We start from the raw sequence: 19,592 nt of genomic DNA, 5'->3' as shown, positions 1-19,592 counted from the left end.
CCGGAGCACGCCGTGAAAGAGATCACTCAACTGGCCGCCGACCTTGGCCGACGTCTGCAACTGCTCAATGCCCACGTCACCACCGCCGAGTCGTGTACCGGTGGCGGGATTGCCGAAGCCATCACACGGATTCCCGGCAGTTCGGCGTGGTTCGAGGCGGGCTACGTCACGTACTCCAATCGACAGAAAACCCAGCAATTGAATGTGCCGACCGAGTTGTTCGAAACGGTGGGCGCGGTCAGTCGCGAGGTGGTTGAAGCGATGGTGCGTGGTGCCCAGGACAAAAGCCTGGCGCGATTTGCCGTGGCTGTCAGCGGGATTGCCGGGCCGGACGGCGGCTCGCCGAACAAACCGGTCGGCACGGTGTGGCTGGCGTGGGGCGTTGGCGAGGTAGTGACCAGTGAGGTTCAGCACTTCCCCGGCAACCGCGATGACGTCCGCCGACAAACGGTGAAGGCCGCGCTAGAGGGGCTCCTGCGACTAGCGGCACGAGAAATCGAAAATCAGGGGTAGGCGATCCGCGAACGCTGTGGAATAATACTGGCTACTTATACAGGTGTTGGCCGTCAGGCCTTATTGATTACGTGAGGACTTTAATGGACGACAACAAGAAGAAAGCCTTGGCTGCGGCCCTGGGTCAGATCGAACGTCAATTCGGCAAGGGTGCCGTGATGCGTATGGGCGATCAAGACCGTCAGGCGATCCCGGCTATCTCGACTGGCTCTCTGGGTCTGGACATCGCGCTCGGCATTGGCGGTCTGCCAAAAGGCCGTATCGTTGAAATCTACGGTCCTGAATCCTCCGGTAAAACCACACTGACCTTGTCCGTGATCGCCCAGGCTCAAAAAGCCGGCGCGACCTGCGCATTCGTCGACGCCGAACACGCCCTCGACCCAGAGTATGCTGGCAAACTGGGCGTCAACGTCGACGACCTGCTGGTTTCCCAGCCGGACACCGGCGAACAGGCACTGGAAATCACCGACATGCTGGTGCGTTCCAACGCGGTTGACGTGATCATCGTCGACTCCGTGGCTGCACTGGTACCGAAGGCTGAAATCGAAGGCGAAATGGGTGACATGCACGTGGGCCTGCAAGCCCGTCTGATGTCCCAGGCGCTGCGTAAAATCACCGGTAACATCAAGAACGCCAACTGTTTGGTGATCTTCATCAACCAGATCCGCATGAAGATCGGCGTGATGTTCGGTAGCCCGGAAACCACCACCGGTGGTAACGCACTGAAGTTCTACGCTTCGGTTCGTCTCGACATCCGCCGTACCGGCGCGGTGAAAGAAGGCGACGAAGTGGTCGGTAGCGAAACCCGCGTCAAGGTTGTGAAGAACAAGGTCGCTTCGCCGTTCCGTCAGGCCGAGTTCCAGATTCTTTACGGCAAGGGCATCTACCTCAACGGCGAGATGATCGACCTGGGTGTGCTGCACGGTTTCGTCGAGAAGTCCGGCGCCTGGTATGCCTACGAAGGCACCAAGATCGGTCAGGGCAAGGCCAACTCGGCCAAGTTCCTGGCGGACAACCCGGAAATCGCCGCGAAGCTCGAGAAGCAACTGCGTGACAAACTGCTGACTCCAGCAGCGATCGGTGACTCCAAGGCTTCTGCAGTCAAAGAGACTGAAGACGACCTGGCCGACGCTGATATCTGATTGCAGCGATGACCACCGCCGTACTCGATACCCTCGTCGCGGTGCGGCGAACCGCCATGGACCTGCTCGCACGCCGCGAGCATGGTCGAGTCGAACTGACGCGCAAACTGCGTCAGCGCGGCGCTGAGGCGGAGATGATCGAAACAGCCCTCGACCGTTTAACGGAAGAGGGGCTGCTTTCCGAAGCCCGTTACCTTGAAAGCTTTGTTTCCTACCGTGCCCGTTCCGGCTACGGCCCTCTGCGGATTCGCGAAGAGCTGAGCCAGCGCGGTTTGCAGCGCGCCGATATCGAACTCGCCCTGCGCGAAAGCGGTATCAGTTGGCAGGAGCAACTTCAGGAAACGTGGCGTAGGAAATTCTCCGGGCATTTACCGATTGATGTAAAAGAACGGGCCAAGCAAGGCCGGTTTCTGGCCTATCGGGGGTTTTCGCTGGAGATGATCAACCGCTTGTTCAGCGGTAGAGGGATGGACGATTAAATCGATTCAATAAAAACGGCCCGCTATGAAAATAGCGGGCCGTTTTTTTTTGCCCTCAAATTACCTTGGAGGGTTCGCGCGAACGTTGTGCTGTTTGCGGTTTTGACTGAGCCCAGTTTTCCGGCAGGTTGATGTAGTCGATCAACTCCCTCAGGCGCCCGTGAGTGCGCGCGTTGAAGGCGAAGGCCAGCCGCGCCAGATGGCTGAACTGTGCTTCATCGTGTTCCTCACCGTTGTAGTCGTGCTGATGAAACTGGTCACTCAGGCACAGATCGGCGAATGCTTCCTGCATGTGCTCCAGCGCCTGATCGCTGAGCTTGTGATGCATGCGAATCACGAACTGACGCTTGAGCCAGCGACTGGAGTGGAAGTTGCTGTAGAACTGGTTGATCTGATCTACCGCCTCTTCGACGGTGTAAACCAGTCGCATCAGTTTCATGTCGGTAGGCAGGATGTAGTGGTTGGCCTCCAGTTGCTGGCGGATGAAGTCCATCGCGCCTTGCCAGAACGTTCCGCCGGGTGCATCCAGCAGCACTACCGGCACCAATGGGCTTTTGCCGGTCTGGATCAACGTCAGTACTTCCAAAGCTTCATCCAGCGTGCCGAAACCGCCCGGGCATAAAACCAGCGCGTCAGCTTCTTTGACGAAAAACAGTTTTCGCGTGAAGAAGAAGTGGAACGGCAGCAGATTGCCGGTGCCGTCTACCGTCGGGTTGGCATGTTGTTCGAAGGGCAGGGTGATGTTGAACCCGAGGCTGTGATCGCGGCCGGCACCTTCATGGGCTGCGGCCATGATGCCGCCCCCGGCACCGGTAATGACCATCATCCCCGAGCGGGTCAACGCCGCGCCGAGTTCTCGGGCCATGGCGTATAGAGGATGTTCGACCGGGGTGCGCGCCGAGCCGAACACGGTGACTTTGCGTCTGCCCTTGAATTGCTCCAGTACCCGAAAGGCCTGCTCCAGTTCGCGCAGGGCTTGCAAGGTGATCTTGGCATTCCAGCGGTTGTGATCTTCCTGGGCCATGCGCAGCACGGTCAGGATCATGTCGCGATAGATGGGAATGTTCGGGCTGTTGGGGGAAACACGGTTGAGTTGTTCTTCGACCTTACTGATGAGGTCGGGACCGCTTTCCTGAAAATGACGGCTCAAGAGGTCATTCGGTTGGTAAGGCATTCAACGTCTCCTTCTGCACAGAGCGGATGGCCCTGACGAGCGGCGTCAGTGCCGCGCTGCAAAAAACACACGATCGGCAGTTCCTTTCCTGCCGTTGAAAAATGATCGGGAATACTCTGAATCTAGACCCTTGCGCGCATTTGCGCTGACTTGATCATTGCGCCGCAACGTTTTGCCTGGCAACCGTTTATTGATTTTCCGCCGGTTCCTTCACCGCTCGTCCGAACGTGCGCCGAACGGCAAAGCCTCTGATTAACTAACTTACAGGCGCCGTACGACAACTTTGCGTCATGAGCGTACGCAAGGTGCATGCTATTCAAGGATTTGCGGGTGGCAAGGAGGCGGGACACATGGCCAGAGTGATTCTGGAGATCGATACGCAGCTGTATCGGATGTTGAAAGCGGCAGCCGAGACCAATCAACTCAGTCTCGAAGAGGAGTGCTGCCGGCGCTTGGCCGGCGGCGAGCGCCGTTCGCACTATTTACAGGCCTTGCTGGCCGAATTGCGCGCCGAGGATGAACAGCGGCGCGCCAATTCGCGATGATTACTTCTTCTTCGCCGGACCGGCTTTCGGGCAATCCGATTCCTGGTAGCTGGCGGAGCCGATCGCTTTGTTGGTTTTCACTTCCGTGAAGTCGTAACGCATGATCGCGCCCTTGGCCATCAGCTTGCGAAACGACGGGTTGTTGCACACCGAAGCGCCCAACTGGAAATACACGGCTTTAGGGTCCGCGCGCATCTTGTCGGCGTGGCTCTTCTGCACGCTCAGGTGGTTGATCAACTGCGTGCCTTCAACGGTGAAGCCCTGATCAAGAATGTCTTCACTGATGGCGCGTGGCGTGCCGACGCTGCTCTGGGCGGCGACGTTGCGCAGCTCGCGGTTCAGATTCTGCTCACTCAGGGAGGCAGCCTGAGCGGTGAAGGACGACGCCAGCAGAATGGCAGCGGTGGGAACGATAAGGCGCAGCATGAAACTCTCCTGGTTCAGTGACTGGTGGTTCGACCAGCCACGTGACTGTGCGTTCAGTGGCGGCGAATTATAGGGGAGCCGGTCGGGAGGGTACAGGCTTGTGCCCGTCGCTCTGGTAAACTGCCGGCCTTTATTGCCCTGCCGAGTGTTGTTCGTGTCGAGTTTTCCTGCTTTTCGGCGTTATCCGCGATGAACCATGCCCCCAACGCCGTTGCTCGTCTGCGCGACCAGCGCGAAGATGAAGGCATCAAGCCGATTCAGGCCCGAGGTTTTCGCTCTGAGCGTTGCCGCGACTGCCGGGTGATCATCAGCCATTGCCTGTGCGCCTGGCGCCCGAGTGTCGAAACGCGTTCGGGCGTGTGCCTGATCATGACCGGCAAGGAAGTGTTCAAGCCGAGCAACACCGGTTGGCTGATTGCCGACGTCGTGCGCGATAACCACGCGTTCATCTGGTCGCGCACCGAGCCCGATCCACAGATGCTGGCGCTGCTCAACGACCCGCAATGGCAACCGTATCTGGTGTTTCCCGGCGAATACGTCGAGCCGTCACGGGTGACCAATACGGTCGCTCCCGTTAACAGCAAGCGCCCGCTGTTCATTCTGCTCGATGCCACGTGGACCGAAGCGCGGAAGATTTTCCGCAAGAGCCCGTATTTCGATCGTTTGCCGATCTTGAGTCTGCTGCCCGACAAACTTTCGCGCTATCGCCTGCGCCGTTCGACCCGCAGCGAGCACCTGTGCACTGCCGAAGTCGCGGCGCTGTGCCTGGAACTGGCCGGCGACTCTGACGCCGCCTCTGCGCTGGACGCCTATTTTGACGTGTTCAGCCAGCATTACCTCGGCGCCAAACAGCAGGTCGACATGAATGAGTCCACCCCCGCTCACGCCGAGTTACTGCCCTATATACGAAAGCCGCAGCCGGAGTTGGCCCAATAGTGGCCCATACTGTACAAGCCAGCGGCCGTGCTGCTTGACCACCCCGTCTTCGCTGGGCATGCTTGGCGCCGATTAGGGTGCGGCCAAGGTTTGAAACGCCGTGTTTGCTGTTGATTGGCGTTGAACGTGCCCCTGTGGATATCGCTTGAAAGCGGCATCTTGAGTTGCTTTGGCCAGACCGGAATGCACCGGGTCTGCCATCAAAAACAGGATCATTTGAAAAATGGCCACATACGACATCCTGATTGCCGATGATCACCCTCTGTTTCGTAGCGCCCTGCATCAAGCGGTGACCCTGGGCCTTGGCCCGGATGTACGACTGGTGGAAGTGGCGAGCATCGCCGAACTGGAAGCCCGCCTGACCGAAAAGGCTGACTGGGATCTGGTCCTGCTGGACCTGAACATGCCCGGCGCTTTCGGGTTTTCCGGGTTGGTCATGCTACGCGGCCAATATCCGCAGATTCCGGTGGTGATGGTTTCGGCGCAGGAAGAAGCTTCGGTGATGGTCAAATCCCGTGAGTTCGGCGCCAGTGGCTTTATTCCCAAGTCCAGCGACCTCAGCGTGATTCAGCAAGCGGTGCGCAAAGTGCTCGATGGCGATGTCTTCTGGCCGCCGCAAGCGTTTGAAGCCGTCGCCGTTTCCGACGAAGCCAAAGCCGCCAGCGATGGTCTGGCCAGCCTGACGCCGCAGCAGTTCCGCGTGTTGACCATGGTCTGCGAAGGCCTGCTGAACAAGCAGATTGCTTATGAGTTGAGTGTGTCGGAAGCGACCATCAAGGCCCACGTTACGGCGATCTTTCGCAAGCTGAATGTGCGCACTCGCACGCAAGCGGCTTTACTGCTGCAACAACTTGAGTCAATTCCGAGCCAATAATGGCTGGCGTCTTCACGCTTTTTTGACTTTTGTTGCTCTAGCTTTCCCACTCCTTTTTGGTTGGTTTCTACTTTATGTCACCTTTCAAGGGCCAGACCGGCCTGAAACGTATCCTCAACGCCTCCGGTTATTCGCTGGACGGCCTGCGCGCAGCCTTCACCGGCGAAGCAGCCTTCCGCCAATTGGTACTGCTCAATGTGGTGCTGGTTCCGCTGACGTTCTTCCTCAATGTCAGCCGCGTTGAACAAGCGCTGTTGATCGCGGTGTGCCTGTTGGCGCTGATCGTCGAGTTGCTGAACTCGGCGGTGGAAGCAGCCATCGACCGCATCTCGCTGGAACTGCACCCGCTGTCGAAGAACGCCAAGGACATGGGCAGCGCCGCGCAATTCGTGGCACTGAGCATGATCGCGCTGGTGTGGGCAGTGATTCTGCTTTAAGCGATTGTCGGCAAAACGATCTCGTCGCTGCGCTGCACCCCGGCGGTGAAAGCGCGGCACAGCTCGAGAAACTCGCGCATGGCGGAAGTCTGATATTTCTGTTTGTGCCAGATGAAGTAGAACTGTCGCGCCAGATCCAGATCCGGCGTTTCCACCGGCACCAGACTGCCGCGGCGGAACGCATCGCGCAGCGCCAGCCGCGAGATGCAGCCAATCCCCAGCCCCGATTCCACCGCGCGTTTGATCGCTTCGGTGTGCTCCAGCTCCAGACGGATATTCAGCGAACTGCGATGGTGACGCATGGCCTGATCGAAGGTCAGACGCGTGCCGGAACCCTGTTCGCGGAGAATCCACGCTTCGTGAGTCAGCTCTTCCATGCTTGCACTGCCGCGTTGGGCCAGCGGATGCTGCGGCGCGCAGAACACCACCAGCTCATCCTCGACCCAGCTCTGCACTTCGATGTCCGGGTGGCTGCAATCGCCTTCGATTAGACCCAGATCAATTTCGTAGTGGGCGACTTGTTGCACGATATTGGCAGTGTTCTGCACGTGCAGCTTCACCTGGCTTTCCGGGTGGCGCTGCATGAAGCTGCCGATCAGCAAAGTCGCCAGATAATTGCCGATGGTCAGCGTCGCGCCCACCGACAGTGAGCCGAAACCGGATTTGCCGTTGAGCAGGTCTTCGATTTCCTTGGCCTGATCGAGCAGGGCCACCGCCTGCGGCAACAGCTGTTTGCCGAGGGCGTTGAGGCTCAGCCGTTTGCCGGCGCGATCGAACAGCTGGCAGCTGGATTGGCGCTCGAGCTCGGTGATCGAGGTGCTGGCGGCCGACTGCGAGAGGTTGAGCAGACCCGCAGCACGGGATACGCTTTCCTGCTGGGCGACGGCAACGAAGACTTGCAGTTGACGGAGAGTAAATCGCATATCGATATAACCGATAACCCTTATCTTAATAATCCAGTTAACAGATATTGTCGTCGCTATTAGAATGCGATGCAATTGCGCACCGTCGCCTTCAAAAGCCAGCGCAGACCCAATCTCCAGGAGTCAAACGTACATGAGCAACATGAACCACGAGCGTGTCCTCAGTGTTCATCACTGGAACGACACTCTGTTCAGCTTCAAGTGCACCCGCGATCCGGGCCTGCGCTTCGAGAACGGTCAGTTCGTGATGATCGGCCTGCAACAGCCCAACGGCCGCCCGCTTATGCGCGCTTACTCGATCGCCAGCCCGAACTGGGAAGAGCATCTGGAGTTCTTCAGCATCAAGGTGCAGGACGGCCCGCTGACCTCGCAGCTGCAGCATTTGAAGGAAGGCGACGAGATCATCATCTCGAAGAAGCCTACCGGCACCCTGGTGCTCGACGACCTGAACCCGGGCAAGCACTTGTACCTGCTGAGCACCGGCACTGGTCTGGCGCCGTTCATGAGCGTGATTCAGGACCCGGAAACCTACGAGCGCTTTGAAAAAGTGATCCTGGTTCACGGCGTGCGCTACGTCAACGAAGTCGCCTACCGCGAATTCATCACCGAGCACCTGCCGCAGAACGAGTTCTTCGGCGAAGCGCTGCGTGACAAGCTGATCTACTACCCGACCGTGACTCGCGAGCCTTTCGAGAATCAGGGCCGTCTGACCGATCTGATGCGCAGCGGCAAGCTGTTCAGCGACATCGGCCTGCCACCGATCAATCCGCAGGACGACCGCGCGATGATCTGCGGCAGCCCGAGCATGCTCGACGAGACCAGCGAAGTGCTTGATAGCTTCGGTCTGAAGATCTCGGCGCGGATGCGCGAGCCGGGTGATTACCTGATCGAGCGTGCGTTCGTGGAGAAGTAAGCCCCAAAACTGTAGGAGTGAGCCTGCTCGCGATAGCGATGGATCAGTCAAGATGGATGTCGACTGACACAGCCCTATCGCGAGCAGGCTCACTCCTACAGAAAAGCAAAAAGCCCGCGTTGCCTGAGAAGGCAGCGCGGGCTTTTTCGTTTTCGGGGGTTACGCCTCGGCAGGGATTACTTCGAGCACCCGGATCTGCTCTGGTGTCGGGTAATGCCAGCGCACATCCAGATCCCAGAACTGCGCACCGTATTCACGTTCCGGCGCCGGGGTTTGATAGGCCGGACGCGGATCCTGGGCCAGACACTGTTCAATCAGCTCAACCAGCGGCTCGTCGAGGCGCTGAGCGTGTGTGTGCGCTTGTTGCAGCGCCGAGTCCGTCCACTGCACGTCAATCAGCTGCGGCGCAGCGCTGGCGATGCTGTTGGAGGCTTCGGGAATGATGTCCGCGTAAGGCACGTAGGGTTTGATGTCGAGAACCGGTGTGCCGTCGAGCAAGTCGATCCCGGAGATAAACAACCGGTTGGCTTCGACCTTGTCCAGTTTCACCACCGATTGGCCGATGCCGTTGGGACGGTGAGTCGCGCGGGTTGCGAACACACCCATGGACTTGTTGCCGCCTAAACGTGGCGGGCGCACTTTCAAGCGAGGTTTGTCTTCCAGTGCCTGATGAAACAGAAACAGCAGCCAGACATGACTGACCTGTTCCAGACCCTGCACCGCGTCGCCCTGATCAAACGGCGTCACCAGTTCCAGCACACCACGGGCGGCGGGGGCCAGTTGTGGCTGGCGGGGGATGGCGAATTTCTCCTTGAAGCAGGAGCGCACGAAGCCGATGGGGGAGACGCTGTAAGTCATGGTTTGCATTCGAAGCGGGGCAGGGTGGGCATGATAACCCGACAGGCCTCAAGTCTGGTGCTGGTAGGCCTGGCCTCTTCGCGAGCAGGCTCGCTCCCACAGGGGTTGTGTGCATGACACAGATCCAATGTGGGAGCGAGCCTGCTCGCGAAGGCCGCACCGCCGATCTACAAACTGAATCCACCATCCAGCGGAATAATATTCCCCGTCATATAAGCCCCAGCCGTACTCGCCAGACTGATCGCCAACGCCGCCATCTCCTCTTCACGCCCCCAACGCTTCATCGGAATCAACGCCGTATCCTCAGCCAACGCCTGCTGATCATTGCCAATATGCTGCGTCATCTTGCTCGGGAACCTTCCCGGTGCAATCACATTGACATTGATGTGCTGGCTCACCAGCTCCCGCGCAAGAATCCGCGACAATTGATGCAAGGCGGCCTTACTCGGCCCGTAGGCATACGCCTGCTCGCCAAACGAAGAAATCCCCGCCACCGAACCGATATTGATAATCCGCGCCGGATTCGCCGCCGAGCCGGCCTTGCGCAACAGCGGCAGAAACTGCTGGATGCAACTGAACACCGACGTCACGTTGAGCTGCATGACCTTCTCCCAGCCCTTCACTGGATAGCTTTCCAGCGGCGCACCCCAGGTGGTGCCGGCGTTGTTCACCAGAATATCCAGATGCGTGATCTGCTCGCCCAGGCGCGCAGCCAGTTCCTGCACACCTTCTTCGGTCGCCAGATTCGCCGCCACACCGTGACACTTGCCCAAGGCGCTGAGTTCTTCAGCGGTTTGATGGCAGGCCTCGGCATCGCGTGAGCAGACATAGACGCGCGCGCCAGCCTCGACAAAGGCCTTGGCGATCATTCTGCCGATACCACGGGTGCCGCCGGTCACCAGAGCGGTGCGGCCTTGCAGGGAAAAGTACGGGTGCATGGCGAGTCCTGAGGATTAGGGATCAGTACACCCTAGTCGTCAGCCGCGAAAAGCGGAGCCACTATTTTCGAAAGGAATGGGGGGCCATGCGGCCAGCTTCGAGTGGCAAGCTGCAAGCTACAAGTTAACGCGGTGTGGCAACTTGCAGCTTGTAGCTTGTAGCTGCTTTTAAGCTCTCACGCGCAGCGTGAGACCCTTGAGGAAGTTGCGCAGCAACTGGTCGCCACACGGGCGGTAGTTGGTGTGGCCGACCTTGCGGAACAGCGCGCTCAGCTCAGGCTTGGACACCGGGAACTCGGCGGCCTTGAGGATCGCGTGCATGTCGTCTTCTTTCAATTCGAAGGCCACACGCAGTTTTTTCAGGATGATGTTGTTGGTCACCGGCACTTCGATCGGCTGTGGCGGACGGCTTTCGTCCTTGCCACGCTTGAAGATCACCAGACCATCGAGGAAGTGCGCGATGACTTCGTCCGGGCAGCGCACGAAACCTTCTTCGTCTTCTTCCTTCTTGTCGAGCCAGGTCACTACGTCGGCGAGCGCTACTTCCATGCCGCCGAGCTTGATGATTTCGACAACCTTCTTGTCGCTGATGTCGAGCATGTAGCGCACGCTGCGCAATACGTCGTTATGAATCATGTGAGTAATCCTGATAAGCGTTGTGGGCAGCACGCGGGCGCGCTGCCGAAATGTGTGGCGGCAGTGGAAGTCTTAGAACTTCTCTTTGCCGGACAGGTAGCGCCATTGGCCGACCGGGACCTTGCCGATCGAGACGCCGCCGATGCGGATGCGGCGGATGCCGATGACCTTCAGGCCGACCGCTTCGCAGAACTGGGTGATGATCCCCGGCTGCGGGTTCTTCATGGCGAAGCGCAGACGGTTTTCGTTCTGCCAGCTGGCCTTGACCGGCGGCAGCTCTTTGCCTTTGTGCGTCAGGCCATGTTGCAAGCGATTGAGGCCGTGGGCGACCATGTCACCTTCGACTTCGACCACGTATTCCTGCTCGATCTTCGCGGCGTCGGCGGTGAGCTTGCGCAGGATCTTCCAATCCTGAGTGAACACCAGCAGGCCGCTGGCCTTCGCTTGCAAGTCGGCGCTGGCGGTCAGGCGCAGGAAGTGCCCGCGCAACGGGCGCTTGCTGAAGCGGTGTTCTTCGCTGAGGGTTTCGGCGCTCAGCGATTGCATGGCGGTTTCAACGTCCATGCCGGCAGGGGCGTTGAGCAGGATGGTCACCGGCTCCGGCGCGGTGGCCTTGGCGTCCTTGTCGAGCTCGACCTTCTGGTCGCCGACCTTGAATTGCGGCTCGTCAATCACTTCGCCGTCCACGGTGACCCAGCCGCCCTCAATGAACAGCTCGGCCTCCCGGCGGGAGCAACCGACCAGTTCGATGAGGCGTTTGGAGAGGCGAATCGGGTCAGTCATGACAGGGCCGTAACAAAAAAGGGGTGGGCATTGTACCTGTGTGGCGCCGGTTAAGCCCGGTTCCATTTCGGTAATGCTTTTTGTAGGAGTGAGCCTGCTCGCGATAGCCATCTGACATTCGACATTGATGGTGGCTGATCTGGCGCTATCGCGAGCAGGCTCACTCCTACATGGGGTTGGGTTGTGTCAGCCGTTGCTTGAGCGTTGCTGATTTTGTCGCAGACGCATGTGCAGCAACGGATACGGCTGGCCCATGCCATCGACCTCCGAGCGGCCGATGACCTCGAAACCCTGCTTGAAGTAAAACCCCAAGGCCTGCGGGTTCTGTTCGTTGACGTCGAGTTCATCGGCATTCAAATGCTGCAGGGCGTAGTTCAGCAGTTTCTTGCCCAAGCCCTGACCCCGATAATCCGGATCGATGAACAGCATCTCGATCTTGCCCGCCGCGACACCGGCAAACCCGGTGATGCGCTGGTCGGCGTCCTTGGTGCAGATCAACATCACCGCATCCAGATAACGCGTGAGCACCAGATTACGCAGCAGCTCGATATAGCTGTCCGGCAGAAAATCATGGGTGGCGCGAACCGAGGCCTCCCAGACCCGGGTCAGTTCCTGATAATCGCTGAGTTTCGGCGTATGGATGACCGAATGGTGACGCATGCCCGTCTGCCTCTTGTCCGTTTCAAGGGAGTCCGTCCCCCGCTAAACGATAGCCGTAAAAAAGCCCCGCATCTTGTAAAAAGAGCGGGGCTTTGTGTATTTGTTGCGGTGTCTGGCTGGATACTTCTGTCGCCAGCAAGATCTCTCCCCCTCACCCCAACCCTCTCCCCCAAGGGGGCGAGGGGGAAGGGAGCTGATCTTCGTGCTGTTCAAAACCTGAGCACGACGCGAACTTTCAGGTCGGTGCAGCACGCAAGAACAAGTCAAGTCCCCGCTCCCTCTGGGAAGGGGCGAGGGGGAAGGGAGCTGATCTTCATGCTGTTCAAACCTGAGTTCGACCGGATAGCTCAGGTCGATGTACCTCGAAAGAACAACACGGTCAGCTCCCTCTCCCTCCGGGAGAGGGCTGGGGTGAGGGGCTTCAGATCAGATCAGATCAGATCAGATCAGATCAGATCAGATCAGATCTGCTCAGCCCATAGATCGTATTCATCAGCGTCAGTAACCTTGCACCAGACCTTGTCACCCGGCTTCAGATTGCTGCCGTTATCAATAAACACGTTGCCATCGATTTCCGGGGCGTCGAAGAAGCAGCGGCCAACCGCGCCTTGCTCGTCAACTTCGTCGACCAGCACTTCAATCTCACGGCCGATGCGCATTTGCAGGCGTGCCGAGCTGATCACCTGCTGGTGCGCCATGAAGCGATCCCAACGATCCTGCTTGACGTCGTCCGGTACGATCTCCAGATCCAGATCGTTGGCCGGAGCGCCTTCCACCGGCGAGTACTGGAAGCAGCCGACGCGGTCGAGCTGGGCTTCGGTCAGCCAGTTCAGCAGATACTGGAAGTCTTCTTCGGTTTCGCCCGGGAAGCCAACGATGAAGGTCGAACGGATGATCAGATCCGGGCAGATTTCGCGCCAGTTCTTGATCCGCGCCAGGGTCTTGTCTTCGAAGGCCGGGCGTTTCATCGACTTCAACACTTTCGGGCTGGCGTGCTGGAACGGGATGTCCAGGTACGGCAGGATCTTGCCGGCGGCCATCAACGGGATCAGTTCGTCAACGTGCGGGTACGGGTAGACGTAGTGCAGACGAACCCAGACGCCGAGGGTGCTCAGCGCTTCACACAGTTCGGTCATGCGGGTTTTCACCGGCGCGCCGTTCCAGAAACCGGTGCGGTATTTCACGTCAACGCCGTAAGCGCTGGTGTCTTGCGAAATGACCAGCAACTCTTTAACGCCGGATTTGACCAGACGCTGGGCTTCGTCGAGCACATCACCGACCGGACGGCTGACCAGTTTGCCGCGCATCGACGGGATGATGCAGAACGAGCAGCTGTGGTTGCAGCCTTCGGAAATCTTCAGGTAGGCGTAGTGGCGCGGGGTCAGCTTGATGCCTTGCGGCGGCACCAGGTCGATCAGCGGGTTGTGATCCTTACGCGGTGGCACCACTTCGTGCACGGCGTTGACCACTTGCTCGTACTGCTGCGGACCGGTCACGGCCAGCACGCTCGGGTGCACGTTGCGGATGTTGCCTTCTTCCACGCCCATGCAGCCGGTGACGATCACCTTGCCGTTTTCCTTGATCGCTTCGCCGATCACTTCCAAAGACTCAGCCTTGGCCGAATCGATGAAACCGCAGGTGTTGACGACTACAACGTCGGCGTCCTGATAGGTAGACACCACGTCATAGCCTTCCATGCGCAGCTGGGTCAGGATGCGCTCGGAGTCGACCAGTGCTTTCGGGCAACCCAGAGATACAAAGCCAACCTTTGGATTGGCCGGCGCAGGAGTGGTGGACATGTCTAACCTCGGTATTTTGTGACATCGCTTTCTTGATGCGAAAGCCGACGGATGGGCGCTTAGGGCGCGCCTCTGATCAAAAAGTGCGCAATTCTAGCGGCGGGCAACGCACTTGACCAGCTTTATGCAGGGAAATACGACGAGTGCTGCGCTATGCTTCGCGCCGTTGAGCTTTACCAATTTTTTACAGTCAACAAAACGTCTGTAACAACAGGTAAAACAGCGCATGCTGCACCACAAAGCATAGTGCTTCATTCAAGAAGCCGGTTCTGAGAAGTAGGAGTGTTGGATGGGTCAGGCAAGTAGTCATGCGGCAGGCGCCGAGGGTTCGGCCTCCAAGCCGCTGAGCATGCTGGTCGCGGCGGTCGGGGTAGTTTACGGCGACATCGGCACGAGCCCGTTGTACACCCTCAAAGAAGTGTTTTCCGGCGCTTACGGCGTATCGGTCAATCACGATGGCGTGCTGGGTATTCTGTCGTTGATCTTCTGGTCGCTGATCTGGGTCGTGTCGATCAAATACATGATGTTCGTGCTACGCGCCGACAACCAGGGCGAGGGCGGCATCATGGCGCTCACCGCGCTGGCGCGTCGTGCGGCAGGGCATCGCAAGAAATTGCGCTCGTTGCTGGTGGTTTGCGGACTGATCGGCGCGGCGCTGTTTTATGGCGACAGCATGATCACCCCGGCGATTTCCGTACTGTCGGCGATTGAAGGTCTGGGACTGGCATTCGATGGTATCGACCATTGGGTGGTGCCGCTGTCGCTGGTGGTGCTGGTGGCGCTGTTTCTGATTCAGAAACACGGTACGGCGCGGATTGGCATTTTGTTCGGGCCAATCATGGTCACCTGGTTCCTCGTCCTCGGCGCCCTCGGTGTGTATGGCATCAGCCACGCGCCAGAAGTGCTGCATGCGATGAACCCGATATGGGCGGTGAATTTCTTCGTCGTTCATCCGGGCATGGGCGTGGCGATCCTCGGCGCCGTGGTGCTGGCGCTGACCGGTGCCGAAGCGCTGTACGCCGACATGGGCCATTTCGGTCGTAAGCCGATTGCCCGCGCCTGGTTCATCCTGGTGTTGCCGGCGCTGGTGCTCAACTACTTCGGTCAGGGCGCCTTGCTGCTGGAAAACCCGGAAGCAGCGCGTAACCCGTTCTATCTGCTGGCGCCGAGCTGGGCGCTGATTCCGCTGGTCGGTCTGTCGACCCTGGCCACGGTGATCGCCTCGCAAGCGGTGATTTCCGGTGCATTCTCCCTGACCCGTCAGGCGATTCAGCTCGGATACATCCCGCGCATGTACATCCAGCACACCTCCAGCGACGAGCAGGGCCAGATCTATATTGGCGCGGTGAACTGGGCACTGATGGTCGGTGTTGTCTTGCTGGTGCTCGGTTTCGAATCCTCCGGCGCACTGGCCTCGGCCTACGGTGTGGCGGTGACCGGCACCATGCTGATGACCACCATTCTGGTGTCGGCAGTGATGCTGCTGCTGTGGAAATGGCCGCCGATCCTCGCGGTGCCGGTGCTGATCGGCTTCCTGCTGGTGGACGGCCTGTACTTCGCCGCCAACGTGCCGAAGATCGTGCAGGGCGGTGCCTTCCCGGTGATCGCCGGTATCGCGCTGTTCGTGCTGATGACCACCTGGAAGCGCGGCAAGCAATTGCTCGTCGATCGCCTCGACGAAGGAGCGCTGCCGCTGCCGATCTTTATCAGCAGCATTCGCGTGCAACCGCCGCATCGTGTGCAGGGCACCGCCGTGTTCCTCACCGCGCGCTCCGACGCCGTACCGCATGCGTTGTTGCACAACCTGCTGCATAACCAGGTGTTGCATGAGCAGGTGGTGCTGCTGACGGTGGTCTACGAAGACATCCCGCGCGTACCGCCATCGCGGCGCTTTGAAGTCGAAGCGCACGGAGAAGGCTTCTTCCGGGTGATCCTGCACTTCGGCTTCACCGATGAACCGGACGTGCCGCAGGCGCTGAAGCTGTGTCATCTGGATGATCTGGACTTCAGCCCGATGCGCACGACCTACTTCCTCAGCCGTGAAACGGTGATTGCTTCGAAGCTGGAAGGCATGGCGCGTTGGCGTGAGGCGTTGTTTGCGTTCATGTTGAAGAATGCCAATGGCAATTTGCGCTTCTTCAATCTGCCGCTGAACCGGGTGATTGAGCTCGGCACGCAGGTAGAAATGTAAGCCCCGCCGCAACTCAAAAGCCCCCGTCAGCTTCAAGGCTGTCGGGGGCTTTTTTGTGCCTGCACATAAACCTCAAACCCACGCAAATCCCCCTGTGGGAGCGAGCTTGCTCGCGAAGGCTGAGTGACAGGAGAAGCATTCTTCGGCTGACCCACCGCATTCGCGAGCAAGCTCGCTCCCACAAGGGTTCTGTGGTGTTAGTGGCTTTCAGGCAATTCTTCTTCGGATTCGGTCTTTGTGCGAGCGGGTCGCGGCATCAACGCCTGAATCACATCATCAATCAAAGCTTTGCCCATCACCGTCAGGTAATGCGCAGCCCAGGCATGGCGGTCGGTGTCTCTGATGAAGGCAGCATCCTCGGCGAACGATTTGGCGAGGGATAGCAGGTCGGAGGATTGGGACAAGGCATCGAGAATCGGGATGCCGGCGCGGACATTGAAGAACGCTTGATCCGCGTTGTAGAGGAAAGGGGTGAAGCCGATGGTTGTAAGGTCTGAAGGCGTTGACGGACTTTCTTTGCTCATTGTTTTACTCCCTAAAACGAGGAGCTGCCTCATTCGTTACCACACGAATGGGTGGCAGCTGTACGCAGGGTGGTAAACCGGGAGAGCAAAGAAACCGGCAGACCCGAAGGCCTCCCACGTACAGCTGCCATGACAGTGAATTACAGGCGTAAAAGAACGGCTGATGTCGCGATGGAGGCACTGTTGCACTCTGCCTAACCGGGTTACCACACCCGATCGCTGAATGGGTCAGCGACGTCCGGAGAGTATCCCGTCAAAAAACAGCGCAATAGAGCGACAAAGCGCCCGAACACGAGTTTCGGAGTTTGCCTACAAGGTCCGTGGGCGTCATCTGATATTGCGAGACTGGAAGTAAACGATACTAAACGTCTGACACGAACCGACGTGTGCAAAGCATTCAGGTACGTATGACAGCATCAGCGCAACAAGAAGCACAGGATGAACCGAAGGATCTTCGGCTCGAAAAGAAGGCCAGTGAACGATTGCTCATCTTTGATCTGGCCCAAGCAATCAGCCATGAAGATATGCGGGCAAGGTATGCAGCGATTAGTGATCGACCCAAGGGCTTGACGACCCGACCTCGTCAGTGAGACAAGTGTCCACGTTTTATGGAATGTGGACACTTGAGGTTTTGAGCTAAATGAAGAGTCAAGACATTTTACTTTTGTTCAAAATGGCCAGTCTCCACGCTCAGGAAGAGAACCTCTTGGGGGAGATGGAGGCCGAATCAAATTCGGACAGGGTCGAAGAGCTGCTCAGGCCCTATGTCGTCAGCCGAATGACCGCAGGGGAGGGTGTGGGGAAGCCATTGGTTACCTATTCCACTGATGGGGAAGACACAGTCTTCCAGCGCCGCGAATTCGATTCGCCTTTCGCTGATGGGCCAGGCTGGGAGGGATGGGCGGAACCAGCATCTGATCCACCGCTGACAAGTTGGAGCGATCGCTACTCTCTGCGTGCGCTGTCTGCCTCTCTCGGACTGAGCAAAAGCGAAGTCTCAAATGCTCTCGCCCGGTGCCGGGAATCTGGATTGCTCATTCATGATTACGACACCGGGCTTGCCAAAGTGCACCGCCGGGAACTGCTGAAAATTACCGAGCACGCGCTGAAGTACTTCTTCCCGGTCAAGCCTGGCGCGATGGTTCGTGGCATACCCACAGGTTTTGCAGCGCCTGCGCTGTCCAAAAGTATCAAGAGTGCGGGTGGTTTGATTCCGGTCTGGCCGGATGCGCAGGGAACCGAGCGAGGCCAGGCGATCGAGCCGCTTTACAAAACAGTGCCAGCAGCGGTGAAAAAAGACCGGATTCTTTACCACTATCTAGCGCTCGCTGATGCAATCCGTCTGGGTGGTCCGCGTGAGTGTGGTGTGGCAATCGGTATTCTGAAGGCAGGGATGGGGCTGAAATAACATGTCGTCAAACGCGGATCACAACTACGAGCTCATTGAGTTCGTGGCTGAAGGCTTGGGCGAGGCGTTTCTCGCCGAAGTTGCTTTTGTTGGCGGTTGTACAACCGCCATGCTGGTTACAGATACAGCCGTGCTGGACGACATTCGTTTCACTGATGACGTTGATCTAGTGATCGAGTTGGCCGGTATCAGCGCCTGGAACCATCTCACCGAACGGCTGGCGGCCAAGGGGTTCAAGATCACCGGTGAGGACGAGGTCAATTGTCGTTTTCGCTTCAATGACGTCGTCGTGGATGTCATGCCTTCCGACCCAGCAGTGCTCGGCTATGCCAACCGCTGGTTCGTCGAGGGGCTGGCGAGGGCGGATAAATTCACCCTGCCGAGCGGCACTGTCATCCAGATATTCCAGCCCACGTATTTTCTCGCGACAAAATTGGAAGCTTTCGCCGGTCGGGGAAATGGCGATCCTTATCACAAGGATGTCGAGGATATGATCATCTTGATCGATGGTCGGCCTGAGCTGTTGGAGGAGGTGCGCCAGGCTGACAAGGACCTCAAGGCGTTCATCACAGAGGGAGTCCACAAGCTGATGGCGCTCGATGGGGTTGGCTACGTGATCGAAAGTTCAGGCTCGGTGCAGGCGAATCCGGGCAGAGGGCAGATTATTCACAGGCGTATGAAAGCGCTGGCCAGCGCATGAGATACCTCTCCCGATCAATCACTGGGCAAGCCGGCAGGGCAAACAATGACTATGCCGGAGCGACCTGTGAGGGTGACGGTGGGTTTTTTGTTGTCGCGGATGGCACTTCCAGGCGCGGCAGTGGACAGCTGGCTGAAAGCTTTGTAAGCGGCATGTTGGCGGCTCATTCCACACAGATGGAGCAGGGGAGCTATCCTGCAGAGCCCGCAGCTGTTGAGAGCCTATTGGATTCAATACTGGCGGATTTTCATGCGTCGTTGCCTGCTGATCAGACGGGAGCCATCTGTTACCTGATTGGCTTGGTCGCTCATGGCCGACTCACCGTTGCATATGAAGGTGACTGTTCATGCGGGATTGTGACGCCGGCGGGAGCCATCGAGTGGATTACGCCACCTCACTGCAAGGCCAATTGGCGGCGCGACCGTTCGCACTGTGAGTTGGCGCAAGATCCAGCTCGAAATTCAGTAACGCGATGCTTGAAGATCAATCGGGTCCCGAACCCTGAATTTGTTTGTTGTGCTCTGGACACTGTTGAACGCTTGGTATTTGTCACGGATGGCTTTTGGGCTGACTTGACGCAAGCCCAGCAAAGCAGTTTGTTGGCGGCGCCGGATAGCGACATTAGCGTTGGCGACGATGATGTCACATGGATAGATGTTCAGATTGGCCAGCGGGATTGACGGGCTGTCTGAATCCAGCCCAATACCCCTGTGGGAGCGAGCCTGCTCGCGAT

General features: G+C 58.4%; 24 protein-coding genes. 13 read left to right on the top strand and 11 right to left on the bottom strand.

The window, feature by feature from the left end:
• Window positions 1–12: 12 nt before the first annotated feature.
• The 3 genes from KBP52_RS12305 to recX all read left to right on the top strand — a co-directional run bounded on the left by KBP52_RS12305 (window position 13) and on the right by recX (window position 2,134).
• Window positions 13–513, top strand: coding sequence for a CinA family protein (locus KBP52_RS12305; RefSeq protein ID WP_212622847.1), 501 nt, complete (start codon window positions 13–15; stop codon window positions 511–513).
• 83 nt (window positions 514–596) lie between these two features.
• The gene (recA, locus tag KBP52_RS12300; RefSeq protein ID WP_077571370.1) at window positions 597–1,655 is read left to right on the top strand and encodes a recombinase RecA; all 1,059 of its coding nucleotides are present in this window, start codon (window positions 597–599) and stop codon (window positions 1,653–1,655) included.
• A gap of 8 nt (window positions 1,656–1,663) precedes the next feature.
• Window positions 1,664–2,134 carry a recombination regulator RecX gene (recX, locus tag KBP52_RS12295; protein ID WP_116028780.1) on the top strand — a complete coding sequence of 157 codons (471 nt, stop codon included), beginning with the start codon at window positions 1,664–1,666 and terminating at the stop codon, window positions 2,132–2,134.
• A 55-nt stretch (window positions 2,135–2,189) separates the two neighbouring features.
• Here the strand turns inward: recX and KBP52_RS12290 are convergent, their stop codons facing one another.
• Window positions 2,190–3,308, bottom strand: coding sequence for a TIGR00730 family Rossman fold protein (locus KBP52_RS12290; protein ID WP_116028781.1), 1,119 nt, complete (start codon window positions 3,306–3,308; stop codon window positions 2,190–2,192).
• A 350-nt stretch (window positions 3,309–3,658) separates the two neighbouring features.
• Here KBP52_RS12290 and KBP52_RS12285 point away from each other — a divergent pair, with 350 nt between their 5' ends.
• Window positions 3,659–3,853, top strand: a complete 195-nt coding sequence (locus KBP52_RS12285; RefSeq protein WP_077571372.1) for a hypothetical protein — start codon at window positions 3,659–3,661, stop codon at window positions 3,851–3,853.
• On the opposite strand, the gene KBP52_RS12280 is transcribed toward KBP52_RS12285, so the two are convergent.
• Window positions 3,854–4,279, bottom strand: a complete 426-nt coding sequence (locus KBP52_RS12280; RefSeq protein WP_008077172.1) for a PA3611 family quorum-sensing-regulated virulence factor — start codon at window positions 4,277–4,279, stop codon at window positions 3,854–3,856.
• Between the two features lie 189 nt (window positions 4,280–4,468).
• Here KBP52_RS12280 and KBP52_RS12275 point away from each other — a divergent pair, with 189 nt between their 5' ends.
• Window positions 4,469–5,215, top strand: a complete 747-nt coding sequence (locus tag KBP52_RS12275) for a tRNA-uridine aminocarboxypropyltransferase (protein WP_212622846.1) — start codon at window positions 4,469–4,471, stop codon at window positions 5,213–5,215.
• A gap of 72 nt (window positions 5,216–5,287) precedes the next feature.
• Here KBP52_RS12275 and KBP52_RS12270 read toward each other — a convergent pair whose 3' ends face one another.
• Entirely contained in the window at window positions 5,288–5,446 is a 159-nt protein-coding gene (locus KBP52_RS12270; RefSeq protein WP_155740694.1) for a hypothetical protein, read from the bottom strand.
• On the opposite strand from KBP52_RS12270, the gene erdR reads away from it, so the two are divergent.
• Complete coding sequence (erdR, locus tag KBP52_RS12265; RefSeq protein WP_016985724.1) at window positions 5,439–6,089, top strand: response regulator transcription factor ErdR; 651 nt, start codon at window positions 5,439–5,441, stop codon at window positions 6,087–6,089. The two genes, KBP52_RS12270 and erdR, sit on opposite strands and share 8 nt — an antisense overlap.
• A gap of 74 nt (window positions 6,090–6,163) precedes the next feature.
• Window positions 6,164–6,526 (top strand): diacylglycerol kinase, encoded by a 363-nt coding sequence (locus KBP52_RS12260; RefSeq protein ID WP_042557932.1) that lies wholly within the window; start codon window positions 6,164–6,166, stop codon window positions 6,524–6,526.
• On the opposite strand, the gene KBP52_RS12255 is transcribed toward KBP52_RS12260, so the two are convergent.
• A complete protein-coding gene (locus tag KBP52_RS12255; protein WP_064393117.1) occupies window positions 6,523–7,449 on the bottom strand; it encodes a LysR family transcriptional regulator in 927 nt (308 codons plus the stop codon). The genes KBP52_RS12260 and KBP52_RS12255 overlap by 4 nt on opposite strands.
• A gap of 133 nt (window positions 7,450–7,582) precedes the next feature.
• Here KBP52_RS12255 and fpr point away from each other — a divergent pair, with 133 nt between their 5' ends.
• Window positions 7,583–8,362 carry a ferredoxin-NADP reductase gene (gene fpr, locus KBP52_RS12250; protein ID WP_007908723.1) on the top strand — a complete coding sequence of 260 codons (780 nt, stop codon included), beginning with the start codon at window positions 7,583–7,585 and terminating at the stop codon, window positions 8,360–8,362.
• 159 nt (window positions 8,363–8,521) lie between these two features.
• Here fpr and tsaA read toward each other — a convergent pair whose 3' ends face one another.
• The 6 genes from tsaA to rimO form a co-directional block, all read right to left on the bottom strand.
• A complete protein-coding gene (gene tsaA / locus KBP52_RS12245) occupies window positions 8,522–9,229 on the bottom strand; it encodes a tRNA (N6-threonylcarbamoyladenosine(37)-N6)-methyltransferase TrmO (protein ID WP_212622845.1) in 708 nt (235 codons plus the stop codon).
• A 158-nt stretch (window positions 9,230–9,387) separates the two neighbouring features.
• Window positions 9,388–10,158 (bottom strand): SDR family oxidoreductase, encoded by a 771-nt coding sequence (locus KBP52_RS12240; protein WP_212622844.1) that lies wholly within the window; start codon window positions 10,156–10,158, stop codon window positions 9,388–9,390.
• Between the two features lie 168 nt (window positions 10,159–10,326).
• Complete coding sequence (locus tag KBP52_RS12235; RefSeq protein WP_034154940.1) at window positions 10,327–10,794, bottom strand: DUF1456 family protein; 468 nt, start codon at window positions 10,792–10,794, stop codon at window positions 10,327–10,329.
• 72 nt (window positions 10,795–10,866) lie between these two features.
• The gene (locus KBP52_RS12230; protein WP_212622843.1) at window positions 10,867–11,577 is read right to left on the bottom strand and encodes an rRNA pseudouridine synthase; all 711 of its coding nucleotides are present in this window, start codon (window positions 11,575–11,577) and stop codon (window positions 10,867–10,869) included.
• Window positions 11,578–11,763: 186 nt separating this feature from the next.
• The gene (locus KBP52_RS12225; RefSeq protein WP_116028784.1) at window positions 11,764–12,237 is read right to left on the bottom strand and encodes a GNAT family N-acetyltransferase; all 474 of its coding nucleotides are present in this window, start codon (window positions 12,235–12,237) and stop codon (window positions 11,764–11,766) included.
• 461 nt (window positions 12,238–12,698) lie between these two features.
• Window positions 12,699–14,036 (bottom strand): 30S ribosomal protein S12 methylthiotransferase RimO, encoded by a 1,338-nt coding sequence (rimO, locus tag KBP52_RS12220; protein ID WP_212622842.1) that lies wholly within the window; start codon window positions 14,034–14,036, stop codon window positions 12,699–12,701.
• A 289-nt stretch (window positions 14,037–14,325) separates the two neighbouring features.
• Here rimO and KBP52_RS12215 point away from each other — a divergent pair, with 289 nt between their 5' ends.
• On the top strand, window positions 14,326–16,227 hold the full coding sequence (locus KBP52_RS12215) for a potassium transporter Kup (RefSeq protein ID WP_095112451.1): 1,902 nt from the start codon (window positions 14,326–14,328) through the stop codon (window positions 16,225–16,227).
• A gap of 197 nt (window positions 16,228–16,424) precedes the next feature.
• On the opposite strand, the gene KBP52_RS12210 is transcribed toward KBP52_RS12215, so the two are convergent.
• Window positions 16,425–16,751: a DUF3077 domain-containing protein gene (locus tag KBP52_RS12210; RefSeq protein WP_212622841.1), complete on the bottom strand. Its 327-nt coding sequence runs from the start codon at window positions 16,749–16,751 to the stop codon at window positions 16,425–16,427.
• 386 nt (window positions 16,752–17,137) lie between these two features.
• Here KBP52_RS12210 and KBP52_RS12205 point away from each other — a divergent pair, with 386 nt between their 5' ends.
• The 4 genes from KBP52_RS12205 to KBP52_RS12190 are packed head-to-tail and all read left to right on the top strand — an operon-like array spanning window position 17,138 to window position 19,539.
• Window positions 17,138–17,341, top strand: a complete 204-nt coding sequence (locus KBP52_RS12205) for a hypothetical protein (protein ID WP_080750712.1) — start codon at window positions 17,138–17,140, stop codon at window positions 17,339–17,341.
• A 50-nt stretch (window positions 17,342–17,391) separates the two neighbouring features.
• Window positions 17,392–18,159 (top strand): MarR family transcriptional regulator, encoded by a 768-nt coding sequence (locus KBP52_RS12200; RefSeq protein WP_212622840.1) that lies wholly within the window; start codon window positions 17,392–17,394, stop codon window positions 18,157–18,159.
• A 1-nt stretch (window position 18,160) separates the two neighbouring features.
• A complete protein-coding gene (locus KBP52_RS12195) occupies window positions 18,161–18,859 on the top strand; it encodes a hypothetical protein (RefSeq protein WP_212622839.1) in 699 nt (232 codons plus the stop codon).
• Window positions 18,856–19,539 carry a serine/threonine protein phosphatase gene (locus KBP52_RS12190; RefSeq protein WP_212622838.1) on the top strand — a complete coding sequence of 228 codons (684 nt, stop codon included), beginning with the start codon at window positions 18,856–18,858 and terminating at the stop codon, window positions 19,537–19,539. The genes KBP52_RS12195 and KBP52_RS12190 overlap by 4 nt, the downstream gene beginning before the upstream one ends.
• Window positions 19,540–19,592: the final 53 nt, after the last annotated feature.

Source organism: Pseudomonas sp. SCA2728.1_7, assembly GCF_018138145.1.
GTDB classification, from domain to species: domain Bacteria; phylum Pseudomonadota; class Gammaproteobacteria; order Pseudomonadales; family Pseudomonadaceae; genus Aquipseudomonas; species Aquipseudomonas koreensis_A.
This window is presented reverse-complemented; position numbering and strand designations above follow the sequence as displayed.